This is a genomic window from Serratia marcescens, from assembly GCF_029846115.1.
Classification (GTDB): domain Bacteria; phylum Pseudomonadota; class Gammaproteobacteria; order Enterobacterales; family Enterobacteriaceae; genus Serratia; species Serratia marcescens_L.
Window position 1 is genome coordinate 903,379 of the sequence record NZ_JARVZZ010000001.1, and the last position, 12,419, is coordinate 915,797.

General features: G+C 56.1%; 8 protein-coding genes, 1 tRNA gene and 3 rRNA genes. 4 read left to right on the forward strand and 8 right to left on the reverse strand.

The window, feature by feature from the left end; translation table 11 throughout:
* Positions 1–14: 14 nt before the first annotated feature.
* Together QDT79_RS04175 and QDT79_RS04180 are read right to left on the reverse strand one after the other, a co-directional pair.
* Positions 15–1,001, reverse strand: coding sequence for a serine/threonine protein kinase (locus QDT79_RS04175; protein WP_063991280.1), 987 nt, complete (start codon positions 999–1,001; stop codon positions 15–17).
* Between the two features lie 98 nt (positions 1,002–1,099).
* Entirely contained in the window at positions 1,100–1,369 is a 270-nt protein-coding gene (locus QDT79_RS04180) for a YihD family protein (RefSeq protein ID WP_004931268.1), read from the reverse strand.
* Positions 1,370–1,517: 148 nt separating this feature from the next.
* On the opposite strand from QDT79_RS04180, the gene mobA reads away from it, so the two are divergent.
* A complete protein-coding gene (gene mobA / locus QDT79_RS04185; RefSeq protein ID WP_308316222.1) occupies positions 1,518–2,108 on the forward strand; it encodes a molybdenum cofactor guanylyltransferase MobA in 591 nt (196 codons plus the stop codon).
* Positions 2,105–2,623 (forward strand): molybdopterin-guanine dinucleotide biosynthesis protein MobB, encoded by a 519-nt coding sequence (gene mobB / locus QDT79_RS04190; RefSeq protein WP_308316223.1) that lies wholly within the window; start codon positions 2,105–2,107, stop codon positions 2,621–2,623. Before mobA ends, mobB begins: the two co-directional genes overlap by 4 nt.
* Positions 2,624–2,695: 72 nt before the next feature.
* On the opposite strand, the gene rrf is transcribed toward mobB, so the two are convergent.
* The 4 genes from rrf to QDT79_RS04210 all read right to left on the reverse strand — a co-directional run bounded on the left by rrf (position 2,696) and on the right by QDT79_RS04210 (position 7,809).
* Positions 2,696–2,811, reverse strand: a 5S ribosomal RNA gene (rrf, locus tag QDT79_RS04195).
* A 99-nt stretch (positions 2,812–2,910) separates the two neighbouring features.
* Positions 2,911–5,818 (reverse strand): 23S ribosomal RNA (locus QDT79_RS04200).
* A gap of 234 nt (positions 5,819–6,052) precedes the next feature.
* Positions 6,053–6,128 (reverse strand) — tRNA-Glu (locus tag QDT79_RS04205).
* Positions 6,129–6,267: 139 nt separating this feature from the next.
* A 16S ribosomal RNA gene (locus tag QDT79_RS04210) occupies positions 6,268–7,809 on the reverse strand.
* Together the 16S, 23S and 5S rRNA genes with 1 tRNA gene alongside form the textbook arrangement of a ribosomal RNA operon.
* 483 nt (positions 7,810–8,292) lie before the next feature.
* Between QDT79_RS04210 and QDT79_RS04215 the strand changes: the two genes are divergently transcribed.
* Entirely contained in the window at positions 8,293–8,982 is a 690-nt protein-coding gene (locus tag QDT79_RS04215; RefSeq protein WP_130018599.1) for a FadR/GntR family transcriptional regulator, read from the forward strand.
* Between the two features lie 67 nt (positions 8,983–9,049).
* The gene (mdtD, locus tag QDT79_RS04220; protein WP_063989193.1) at positions 9,050–10,465 is read left to right on the forward strand and encodes a multidrug transporter subunit MdtD; all 1,416 of its coding nucleotides are present in this window, start codon (positions 9,050–9,052) and stop codon (positions 10,463–10,465) included.
* Here the strand turns inward: mdtD and rbsR are convergent.
* Positions 10,462–11,463, reverse strand: coding sequence for a ribose operon transcriptional repressor RbsR (gene rbsR, locus QDT79_RS04225; protein WP_107227546.1), 1,002 nt, complete (start codon positions 11,461–11,463; stop codon positions 10,462–10,464). The genes mdtD and rbsR overlap by 4 nt on opposite strands.
* A gap of 4 nt (positions 11,464–11,467) precedes the next feature.
* Positions 11,468–12,394, reverse strand: a complete 927-nt coding sequence (rbsK, locus tag QDT79_RS04230) for a ribokinase (RefSeq protein WP_063989191.1) — start codon at positions 12,392–12,394, stop codon at positions 11,468–11,470.
* Positions 12,395–12,419 lie beyond the last annotated feature (25 nt).

The window sequence follows — 12,419 nt, forward strand, 5'->3', positions numbered from 1 at the left end:
ATTGTGTTAAAGCTTCAATACATTGGCGTCAGCTGCAGAGGAGGCTCCTGCAACAGCTTAACCTGTTCGGTGAAGGCCGCAGTCTGAGACAACCAGAAATCAGACTCCGCCATCCACGGAAAACTCTTAGGAAAGGCCGGATCCTGCCAACGGCGGGCGACCCAGGCCAGGTAATACACCATGCGCATCGCCCGCAGCGGCTCGATCAACGCCAGCTCGCGTTGGTCGAACTCGGCAAATTCGCCGTACGCTTCCAGCAAGACGTCCAGCTGCATCAATTGATCGCGCCGTTCGCCATGCAGCAGCATCCACAAGTCCTGCACCGCCGGGCCATTACGCGCGTCATCAAGATCGACAAACAGCGGACCGTCGCGCCACAGAATATTGCCCGGATGGCAATCACCGTGCAAACGGCGCGGCTGCCAGTTCAGATGCCAGTGCGGCTTGATCGCCGCGATCAGGTTATCCGTCGCCTGCAGAAACGCATCACGCTGCGCTGCCGGCAACAGCTCGCAACCGGCCAGCGCCTGACGCGGGGCGGTGAGATACTCTTCAACCCCCATCGTCGGCCGCTCGGCGAACAAACGCTCACCGCCGACCTGATGGATGCGCCCGAGGAAACGGCCCACCCATTCCAACTGATCCAGGTTGTCTATCTCGTACTGCCGCCCGCCCACGCTGGGGAACAGGGTAAAGAAGAACCCAGCGTGCGTATGCAGCGTAGCGCCTTGCAACGCCAACGGTGCTACCGCCGGGATCTCCGCCTTCGCCAGATCCAGAGCGAACTGGTGCTCCTCACCGATCTGCGCGGCGCTCCAGCGCTCCGGGCGGTAAAACTTCACCACGTAGCGTTGGCGATCTTCGTCCATAAACTGATAGACGCGGTTCTCATAGCTGTTCAGCGCCGTCAGACCGGAGTCGACGCGCAGGCCAATCCCTTCTAGCGCGTCCATAATCAAATCGGGCGACAGGGTGTCGAAATTAAAAGCAGAGTTATTCATAACGTTCGTTTGATCGCTGACAGCACGGTGCCGGGAATGAGAAATAGTAGCATTAATGGCGCATTTCACGCGCTATGCTTTCTCGCACTGCACGAGGATCAGTCCTTGATAACGCCGCGAGCGCGCAACAGCGCCGTTTTAAAATCTTCTTCGTAATCTTTCTTCAGGCCCGGGATCTGATCCGTGCCGGCGCTGCCGCGCATTTTCAGGTGGTAAATAAGAATATCGTCGCTCAGCTCGGACAACTCGCCCTGGAAGCCCGCTTCCTTCGCCAGCTTTTGCAAAAACTGCATCAAATTGAGATCGGGATCTTCCTGCCAGGCCGGGTGCAACAGCTCGATCAACTCGTTTACGCGATGCGTTTTCATCTCAATATCGTCCAATAGCATGAATAAACTCACAAAGTAACAGGCTTACCCACGCAGTGAAAGAACCGGCTTGTCAATAAAGGTAAATCCTGATGTCGCGCCGACTTTAGCGCTACAATCAGCGCATCGACAAGGCGAGATAAACGAGATGCATAAAGAAATCAGCGGCGTCATTTTGGCCGGCGGACGGGCCACGCGCATGGGCGGTGAAGACAAAGGCCTGGTGTCAATTGGCGGTATAGCACTCTATCAACACGTATTGGCTCGGTTACGCCCGCAGGTGGCCTCCGTGGCCATCAGCGCCAATCGCAATCAGGCACGTTACCAGGCGAGCGGTTTGCCGGTGATTGGCGATCTGACGCCCGATTTCGCCGGGCCGTTGGCCGGGATGCTCGCCGGGCTCAAGCAATCTCCCAGCGAGTGGGTGGCTTTCGTCCCTTGTGACGTCCCCGACTTTCCCGCCGACTTAGTCGCACAGCTATGGCGGCAAAAAGGCGCTGCGCCAGCGGCCTTTGCCAGCGATGGCGAACGGGATCACCCTACGCTGGCGTTATTGCATACCCAAGTAGCGGCGCAGTTGGCTGGCTATCTGGCGCGTGGTGAACGCAAGCTGATGCTGTTCTTGCATCAGATTAACGCACAACGCGTGGTGTTCAGCGGGCAACAAGCGGCATTTCATAACCTGAATACGCCGGAAGACTGCCGGAACTGGCAGCAAGCACGAGAGCTAAAGAAATGAATCGTTCGTTGCCCCCTTTACTGGCCATCGGCGCTTACAGCGGTACGGGAAAAACTACCCTGCTCAAGCTATTGATCCCGATGCTTAAACAGCGCCAGGTGCGGGTTGGGCTGATAAAGCATACCCATCATGACATGGATGTGGATACGCCGGGTAAAGACAGCTACGAGCTGCGCAAAGCGGGTGCCGACCAAACGCTGGTCGCCAGCGATCGCCGTTGGGCATTGATGACCGAAACGCCGGAACAACAACCTTTGGACCTGCGCTACCTGGCGGAACGTTTTGATGCCGATAAGGTCGATTTGATTCTGGTGGAAGGGTTCAAACATGAGCCGGTCAGCAAGATCCTACTTTATCGGGCCGCGATAGGCAGACCGCTGGAAGACATGCTGGATCAGTTTGTCGTGGCGGTAGCCAGCGACCGGCCGCTATCCATCGCGGCTAAGCAGTTGGATCTCAATCAACCGGAAAGCATCGCCGACTTTATTGTCGAGTGGTTGAAAGGCGCAGCGTAGCTGCGCTTTTTTGCGTTTTACGCATAGCAAAAAGCCCTGAACGTCAGTTCAGGGCTTTCGGCTTGGTTTGATACCTGGCAGTGTCCTACTCTCGCATGGGGAGACCCCACACTACCATCGGCGCTACGGCGTTTCACTTCTGAGTTCGGCATGGGGTCAGGTGGGACCACCGCGCTATTGCCGCCAGGCAAATTCTGTTTCATTCCAACCGCTTCACTCTCGTGTCGCCATCAGAACCAATCTCGGAACTTCGCTGAAAATCTCTCTAAAAACACCTTCGGTGTTGTAAGGTTAAGCCTCACGGATCATTAGTACTGGTTAGCTCAATGCATCGCTGCACTTACACACCCAGCCTATCAACGTCTTAGTCTTAAACGTTCCTTCAGGGGCCTTAAAGGCCCAGGGAAGACTCATCTTGAGGCAAGTTTCGCGCTTAGATGCTTTCAGCGCTTATCTTTTCCGCACTTAGCTACCGGGCAATGCCATTGGCATGACAACCCGAACACCAGTGGTGCGTTCACTCCGGTCCTCTCGTACTAGGAGCAACCCCTCTCAATCTTCCAACGCCCACGGCAGATAGGGACCGAACTGTCTCACGACGTTCTAAACCCAGCTCGCGTACCACTTTAAATGGCGAACAGCCATACCCTTGGGACCTACTTCAGCCCCAGGATGTGATGAGCCGACATCGAGGTGCCAAACACCGCCGTCGATATGAACTCTTGGGCGGTATCAGCCTGTTATCCCCGGAGTACCTTTTATCCGTTGAGCGATGGCCCTTCCATTCAGAACCACCGGATCACTAAGACCTACTTTCGTACCTGCTCGAGCCGTCACTCTCGCAGTCAAGCTAGCTTATGCCTTTGCACTAACCTCACGATGTCCGACCGTGATTAGCTAACCTTCGTGCTCCTCCGTTACTCTTTGGGAGGAGACCGCCCCAGTCAAACTACCCACCAGACACTGTCCTCACCCCGGATCACGGGGCCGAGTTAGAACATCAAACATTAAAGGGTGGTATTTCAAGGATGGCTCCACGCAGACTGGCGTCCACGCTTCAAAGCCTCCCACCTATCCTACACATCAAGGCTCAATGTTCAGTGTCAAGCTATAGTAAAGGTTCACGGGGTCTTTCCGTCTTGCCGCGGGTACACTGCATCTTCACAGCGAGTTCAATTTCACTGAGTCTCGGGTGGAGACAGCCTGGCCATCATTACGCCATTCGTGCAGGTCGGAACTTACCCGACAAGGAATTTCGCTACCTTAGGACCGTTATAGTTACGGCCGCCGTTTACTGGGGCTTCGATCAAGAGCTTCGCCTTGCGGCTGACCCCATCAATTAACCTTCCAGCACCGGGCAGGCGTCACACCGTATACGTCCACTTTCGTGTTTGCACAGTGCTGTGTTTTTATTAAACAGTTGCAGCCAGCTGGTATCTTCGACTGGCTTCAGCTCCATCCGCAAGGGACTTCACCTACATGCCAGCGTGCCTTCTCCCGAAGTTACGGCACCATTTTGCCTAGTTCCTTCACCCGAGTTCTCTCAAGCGCCTTGGTATTCTCTACCTGACCACCTGTGTCGGTTTGGGGTACGATTTAATGTTACCTGGAGCTTAGAGGCTTTTCCTGGAAGCAGGGCATCAACTACTTCTGCACCGTAGTGCATCGTCATCACGCCTCAGGGTTAGTATGCAACCGGATTTACCAGGTCACACCCCCTACACGCTTAAACCGGGACAACCGTCGCCCGGCTAGCCTAGCCTTCTCCGTCCCCCCTTCGCAGTAACACCAAGTACAGGAATATTAACCTGTTTCCCATCGACTACGCTTTTCAGCCTCGCCTTAGGGGTCGACTCACCCTGCCCCGATTAACGTTGGACAGGAACCCTTGGTCTTCCGGCGAGCGGGCTTTTCACCCGCTTTATCGTTACTTATGTCAGCATTCGCACTTCTGATACCTCCAGCAACCCTCACAGGCCACCTTCAACGGCTTACAGAACGCTCCCCTACCCAACAACGCCTAAGCGTCGCTGCCGCAGCTTCGGTGCATGGTTTAGCCCCGTTACATCTTCCGCGCAGGCCGACTCGACCAGTGAGCTATTACGCTTTCTTTAAATGATGGCTGCTTCTAAGCCAACATCCTGGCTGTCTATGCCTTCCCACATCGTTTCCCACTTAACCATGACTTTGGGACCTTAGCTGGCGGTCTGGGTTGTTTCCCTCTTCACGACGGACGTTAGCACCCGCCGTGTGTCTCCCGTGATAACATTCTTCGGTATTCGGAGTTTGCATCGGTTTGGTAAGCCGGGATGGCCCCCTAGCCGAAACAGTGCTCTACCCCCGAAGATGAGTTCACGAGGCGCTACCTAAATAGCTTTCGGGGAGAACCAGCTATCTCCCGGTTTGATTGGCCTTTCACCCCCAGCCACAAGTCATCCGCTAATTTTTCAACATTAGTCGGTTCGGTCCTCCAGTTAGTGTTACCCAACCTTCAACCTGCCCATGGCTAGATCACCGGGTTTCGGGTCTATACCTTGCAACTAATCGCCCAGTTAAGACTCGGTTTCCCTACGGCTCCCCTATACGGTTAACCTTGCTACAAAATATAAGTCGCTGACCCATTATACAAAAGGTACGCAGTCACACCACGAAGGTGCTCCCACTGCTTGTACGTACACGGTTTCAGGTTCTATTTCACTCCCCTCGCCGGGGTTCTTTTCGCCTTTCCCTCACGGTACTGGTTCACTATCGGTCAGTCAGGAGTATTTAGCCTTGGAGGATGGTCCCCCCATATTCAGACAGGATGTCACGTGTCCCGCCCTACTCATCGAACTCACGACCTGTGCATTTTAGTGTACGGGGCTATCACCCTTTGCTGCGCGACTTTCCAGACGCTTCCACTAACACACAAGCCGATTCAGGTTCTGGGCTCCTCCCCGTTCGCTCGCCGCTACTGGGGGAATCTCGGTTGATTTCTTTTCCTCGGGGTACTTAGATGTTTCAGTTCCCCCGGTTCGCCTCATGCCACTATGTATTCATGACATGATAGTGTGTCGAAACACACTGGGTTTCCCCATTCGGGTATCGCCGGTTGTAACGGTTCATATCACCTTACCGACGCTTTTCGCAGATTAGCACGCCCTTCATCGCCTCTGACTGCCTAGGCATCCACCGTGTACGCTTAGTCACTTAACCTCACAACCCGAAGATGTTTCCATCGTTCGCGCTGCAAACATTTGAGAGACTCTATGACAGGTTACTCTTCATCCCAGTACATCTACGGAGGGATAAATTTCAGCCGTCATGTTTCAATTTTCAGCTTGTTCCAGATTGTTAAAGAGCAATATCTTAAACATGACTCGCAAGTCATCTTTAAGATTTTTTCGGTTATCGCTAACCGGTGATAATGTCTTTCACTCATTATCGGAATGGCGTCCCCAAGGGGATTCGAACCCCTGTTACAGCCGTGAAAGGGCAGTGTCCTAGGCCTCTAGACGATGGGGACACGAAAATCCGATTAAACTGAATAACTTAATCGGTTCGTATCAGCATGAATGACTCATGGCATCAACAGGTAGCGCTTTGCTCGTTACTTTTCATCAGACAATCTGTGTGAGCACGCCACTCGAACTAATATCTTTAGGTAAGGAGGTGATCCAACCGCAGGTTCCCCTACGGTTACCTTGTTACGACTTCACCCCAGTCATGAATCACAAAGTGGTAAGCGCCCTCCCGAAGGTTAAGCTACCTACTTCTTTTGCAACCCACTCCCATGGTGTGACGGGCGGTGTGTACAAGGCCCGGGAACGTATTCACCGTAGCATTCTGATCTACGATTACTAGCGATTCCGACTTCATGGAGTCGAGTTGCAGACTCCAATCCGGACTACGACATACTTTATGAGGTCCGCTTGCTCTCGCGAGGTCGCTTCTCTTTGTATATGCCATTGTAGCACGTGTGTAGCCCTACTCGTAAGGGCCATGATGACTTGACGTCATCCCCACCTTCCTCCAGTTTATCACTGGCAGTCTCCTTTGAGTTCCCGGCCGAACCGCTGGCAACAAAGGATAAGGGTTGCGCTCGTTGCGGGACTTAACCCAACATTTCACAACACGAGCTGACGACAGCCATGCAGCACCTGTCTCAGAGTTCCCGAAGGCACCAAAGCATCTCTGCTAAGTTCTCTGGATGTCAAGAGTAGGTAAGGTTCTTCGCGTTGCATCGAATTAAACCACATGCTCCACCGCTTGTGCGGGCCCCCGTCAATTCATTTGAGTTTTAACCTTGCGGCCGTACTCCCCAGGCGGTCGATTTAACGCGTTAGCTCCGGAAGCCACGCCTCAAGGGCACAACCTCCAAATCGACATCGTTTACAGCGTGGACTACCAGGGTATCTAATCCTGTTTGCTCCCCACGCTTTCGCACCTGAGCGTCAGTCTTCGTCCAGGGGGCCGCCTTCGCCACCGGTATTCCTCCAGATCTCTACGCATTTCACCGCTACACCTGGAATTCTACCCCCCTCTACGAGACTCTAGCTTGCCAGTTTCAAATGCAGTTCCCAGGTTGAGCCCGGGGATTTCACATCTGACTTAACAAACCGCCTGCGTGCGCTTTACGCCCAGTAATTCCGATTAACGCTTGCACCCTCCGTATTACCGCGGCTGCTGGCACGGAGTTAGCCGGTGCTTCTTCTGCGAGTAACGTCAATTGATGAGCGTATTAAGCTCACCACCTTCCTCCTCGCTGAAAGTGCTTTACAACCCGAAGGCCTTCTTCACACACGCGGCATGGCTGCATCAGGCTTGCGCCCATTGTGCAATATTCCCCACTGCTGCCTCCCGTAGGAGTCTGGACCGTGTCTCAGTTCCAGTGTGGCTGGTCATCCTCTCAGACCAGCTAGGGATCGTCGCCTAGGTGAGCCATTACCCCACCTACTAGCTAATCCCATCTGGGCACATCTGATGGCAAGAGGCCCGAAGGTCCCCCTCTTTGGTCTTGCGACGTTATGCGGTATTAGCTACCGTTTCCAGTAGTTATCCCCCTCCATCAGGCAGTTTCCCAGACATTACTCACCCGTCCGCCGCTCGTCACCCAGAGAGCAAGCTCTCCTGTGCTACCGCTCGACTTGCATGTGTTAAGCCTGCCGCCAGCGTTCAATCTGAGCCATGATCAAACTCTTCAATTAAAAGCTTGATTTGCTTCCACTCGAGAAGCGATGCTCAAAGATTTACTGCATGAATTTTACTTCAGTTAGTCACTCTTCAAGACTTGATATTTTTTTGCATCCGAAGATGCTGGATATCGTCTTGTGGAGTGCCCACACAGATTGTCTGATAAATTGTTAAAGAGCAGTGAGTTAGGTGCTTTCGCTTGCTAACTCGAGGTGGCGTATATTACGCTTTTCACCCGGAGAGTCAAGCGTTTATTTCGCTTTCCTCTCGCTGACCCGGCGACTTGTCAGTCGTTGTTCCCGGTCAGTGGAGGCGCATTATAGGGAGTTCTCGGCGGGCCGCAACCCCTAAATGCAAAAAACTTTTCAATCGCGGTTTTTTTCGGCAAAAGGGCGAAAAAGCGGCGAATTTATGTCACTTTTTCAGGCAAACAGCCATAAAAGCTGGCGATCACTGGAGTAAAATAGAAATAACGATGTCAGTAAGGACCCGCAGCCATGCCGTTAAATGCACAACAACAGGCCGCCCAACGCAATCTTTCTTATCTGCTTGCAGAGAAACTCGGCCAACAAATTCTGGCGGGCAATTATCAGGCCGGCAGCATCCTGCCCGGTGAAATGGAACTGGGCGAGCAATTCGGCGTCAGCCGCACCGCAGTACGCGAAGCGGTAAAAATGTTAGCCGCCAAAGGCATGTTGCTACCGCGCCCGCGCATCGGCACCCGCGTGATGCCGCAGAGCCAATGGAATTTCCTCGATCAGGATTTATTGACCTGGTGGATGACGCGGGAAAACTTCGATCAGGTAATGCAACACTTCCTTATCCTGCGCACCTCGCTGGAGCCGCAAGCCTGCGCATTGGCGGCAAACCACGCCAGCCCGCAGCAAACCAAGCTGCTGGCGGAGCTGATGGCGGAAATGCGCGCACTGCATACCCAGTTTGACCGCGAGCGTTGGATCCAGGTCGATACCCAATTCCACCAGCTCATCTACGAGGCCAGCGGCAACCCGTTCCTGACCTCATTCGCCAACCTGTTCAGTTCGGTGTACCAAAGCTACTTCCGCGCCATCACCGGTAATGAAGTGATCAAGCTGCGCCATCATCAGGCTATCGTCGATGCGATACTCGCCGGAGACAGCACCGGCGCGCTCGTCGCCTGCCAGGTGCTGCTGAAAGAGAAAGACTAGACACGCTCCCCGCTTATATATAGAAGAAAGAGACGAGGGACAGACGACCATTTAACCAGGACCGACCATGACCCAATCCGCGCGCAGTATGGCAGGACTACCGTGGATCGCCGCAATGGCGTTCTTTATGCAGGCGCTGGACGCCACTATCCTCAACACCGCGCTGCCGGCGATCGCCCAAAGCCTCGGGCGTTCGCCGTTGGCGATGCAATCGGCCGTCATCAGCTACACGCTGACGGTGGCAATGCTGATCCCGGTCAGCGGCTGGCTGGCAGACCGCTTCGGCACCCGGCGCGTGTTCATCTTCGCCGTCACGTTATTCACCCTCGGCTCGCTGCTGTGCGCCCTGTCCCCTACGTTGAGCGTGCTGGTTGCCTCTCGCGTGCTGCAGGGCATCGGCGGCGCGATGATGATGCCGGTCGCGCGGTTGGCACTGCTGCGCGCCTACCCGCGCAGCGAACTGCTGCCGGTGCTGAACTTCGTCACCATGCCCGGCTTGGTCGGGCCGATTCTGGGGCCGCTGCTGGGCGGGTGGCTGGTCACCTACGCCACCTGGCACTGGATTTTCCTGATCAATATCCCTATCGGCCTGCTCGGCATCTTCTATGCGCGCAAATACATGCCGGACTTCACCACGCCCAAACGCCGCTTCGATTTTCTTGGCTTTATGCTGTTCGGCCTGAGCCTGGTGCTGATCTCCACCGGGCTGGAGCTGTTTGGCGAGCGAGTACTGGCGAGCTATGTTTCGCTGGGTATTCTGCTCAGCGGCTTCGTGATGCTGTTCGGTTACATCGCGCACGCCCGCCGCCATACTCAGCCTCTGATCGGTCTCGACCTGTTCAAAACCCGCACCTTCTCGGTCGGCATCGCCGGCAACGTCGCCTCCAGGCTGGGCACCGGCTGCGTACCGTTTTTAATGCCGCTCATGCTGCAGGTGGGATTCGGCTACACGGCGATCGTCGCCGGCTGCATGATGGCGCCGACCGCCATCGGTTCGCTGATGGCGAAATCCACCGTCACTCAGGTGCTGCGCTGGTTCGGCTACCGTAAAACGCTGGTCGGCATCACCGTCATCATCGGGGTTCTGATCGCCCAATTCTCCCTGCAAAGCCCGGGCATGCCGCTGTGGCTGATGATCCTGCCGCTGTTCGTGCTGGGCATGGCGATGTCCACCCAGTTCACCGCCATGAACACCATCAGCCTGGCGGATTTGAACGACGCCAACGCCAGCGCCGGCAACAGCGTCCTGGCGGTCACCCAGCAGCTGTCCATCAGCTTCGGCGTGGCAATCAGCGCGGCGGTGCTGCGTTTTTACGAATCCCTGTCGTTAGGCACCATGATCGACCACTTCCATTACACCTTTATCACCATGGGGATCGTCACCGTGGCATCGGCGCTGGTGTTTACGTTGCTGAGAAGGAAGGATGGCCGCAATTTGATCAGCGGCCAGGAAAGCAAGAAAGAAGCTAAGGCGGCGAGTTAACGGCGGCCCACCGAGGCGCGTTCCACCAGCTCGGGCGTCAGCACCAGCACCTGGGGCGCGCGCTCCGGGTTTTGCAGGCGGTTGATCAGCGCATCGATCGCCAGTTCGCCCAGCGAATCCTTCGGCTGATGAATGGTGCTCAGCGGCGGCGCCAGATAACGCGCCAGCTCAATGTCATCGTAGCCCATCACCGCCATATCCTGCGGCACGAAAAGCCCGGCCTGATACAGCGCCTGATAAACGCCCACCGCCACCGCGTCGTTACCGGCGAACACCGCATGCGGCGGCTCATCCAGCGCCAGCAGTTGGTGCATGGCGTTCACGCCGCCCTCAAACTCAAAATCGCAATGCACTTCATACCCAGGCAGAACCGGCAATCCGGCGCGACGCATCGCGTTGCGATAGCCTTCCAGTCGGTGACGAGCGGTGGTTTTATCCTGCGGGCCGGCGATGCAGGCGATCTTGCGGTAGCCGCGGGCGATCAGATGATCGGTCGCCATCTCGCCGCCCAGCAGCGAGTTATCCTGAATAATGTCGTTGGCACCCTCGAACGGCGCCCAGTCCATCATGACGATCGGCAGTGACGGGTAGCGGCTCAGGGCATCTTGCGATGGCCGGTGGTTTTCGGTGCACATCAACAGCAAACCGTCGACGCGCTTTTGCAGCAGCGTCTCCATGCTGCGGTTCATGCGCGCGGCGTCTTCTTCGGTATTGCACAGGATTAAACTGTAGCCGCGTTCATAGCAGCTGCGCTCCACGCCGCGCACCACTTCGGCATAAAACGGGTTGTTGCTGGCGGTCACCAGCATGCCGATGGTACGCGTCTGGTTGAGCTTCAGGCTGCGCGCCAGCGCGGAAGGCGCATAGTTCAGCCGTTCTACGGCCGCCATGACTTTGTCGCGCACGCTGTCGCTGACAAAGCGATTGTTGTTGACCACATGCGAAACGGTAGAGGTTGAAACGCCCGCCAGACGGGCGACATCTTTCATGGTGGCCAAAGGATCACCCCTGCTGCTGCAAGAAGGCGTCAATCTCTTCACGCCACGGCACCGAAGGCTGCGCCCCAGGGCGGGTCACGGCGATCGCCGCCGCCGCATGGGCGAAACGCACCGCGTCGGCCATGATCTTGCCTTCCAACAGGGCAGTGACCAGCGCACCGTTAAAGGTATCGCCGGCAGCGATAGTATCCACCGCTTGCACCTTGAAGCCGGGCACCCGTTTGCCGTTGCCGTTTTCGCTCAGCCACACGCCGCGGCTGCCAAGGGTGATGATCACCGTCGCGATGCCCTTGTCGTGCAGCGCCTGCGCCGCGCGCGCCGCATCGGCGTCGTTGTCCACGGCGATGCCGGTCAGGCGCTCGGCTTCGGTTTCATTCGGGGTGATCATATCGATCATGCCCAGCAGCTCGTCCGGCAGCTCGCGTGCCGGAGCCGGGTTGAGGATCACCTGCGTGTGATGCTGCTTCGCCAGGCGGGCGGCGGCGATCACCGTCTCTAGCGGCGACTCCAGCTGCATCAGCAGGGCATCGGCATCGATCACTTTTTGTTGGTAGCGCGCCAGGTAATCCGGCGTCACCGCGGCGTTGGCGCCGGCATCGATGCCGATCACGTTCTCGCCTTGGGCGTTGACGAAGATCAGCGCCACGCCGGTGGTGCTGTCGGCGATGGCTTCAATCGGTTGGGTATCAATACGATCGCTCGCCAGCTGCCGGCGGACACGTTCGCCGATATCGTCGGCGCCCACACAGGCGATAAAGGCGATCTCCGCCCCACTGCGCCCGGCCGCCACCGCCTGATTCGCGCCCTTACCGCCAAACGCCACCTTATACTGCTTCCCTATCACCGTTTCGCCCGGGTGGGGGAACTGTTCAATATTGAGGATATGGTCGGCATTGATGCTGCCAAGAACCACCAGCTTACCTGTTTCCATCGCATTGATTCCTGAATTGCGCGCC

Excerpts from the sequence above, each read along its gene's own strand:
- mobA (WP_308316222.1), top strand. The coding sequence starts at position 1,518 with ATGCATAAAGAAATCAGCGGCGTCATTTTGGCCGGCGGACGGGCCACG.
- QDT79_RS04175 (WP_063991280.1), bottom strand. The coding sequence starts at position 1,001 with ATGAATAACTCTGCTTTTAATTTCGACACCCTGTCGCCCGATTTGATT.
- QDT79_RS04180 (WP_004931268.1), bottom strand. The coding sequence starts at position 1,369 with ATGAAAACGCATCGCGTAAACGAGTTGATCGAGCTGTTGCACCCGGCC.
- mdtD (WP_063989193.1), top strand. The coding sequence starts at position 9,050 with ATGACCCAATCCGCGCGCAGTATGGCAGGACTACCGTGGATCGCCGCA.
- mobB (WP_308316223.1), top strand. The coding sequence starts at position 2,105 with ATGAATCGTTCGTTGCCCCCTTTACTGGCCATCGGCGCTTACAGCGGT.
- QDT79_RS04215 (WP_130018599.1), top strand. The coding sequence starts at position 8,293 with ATGCCGTTAAATGCACAACAACAGGCCGCCCAACGCAATCTTTCTTAT.
- rbsK (WP_063989191.1), bottom strand. The coding sequence starts at position 12,394 with ATGGAAACAGGTAAGCTGGTGGTTCTTGGCAGCATCAATGCCGACCAT.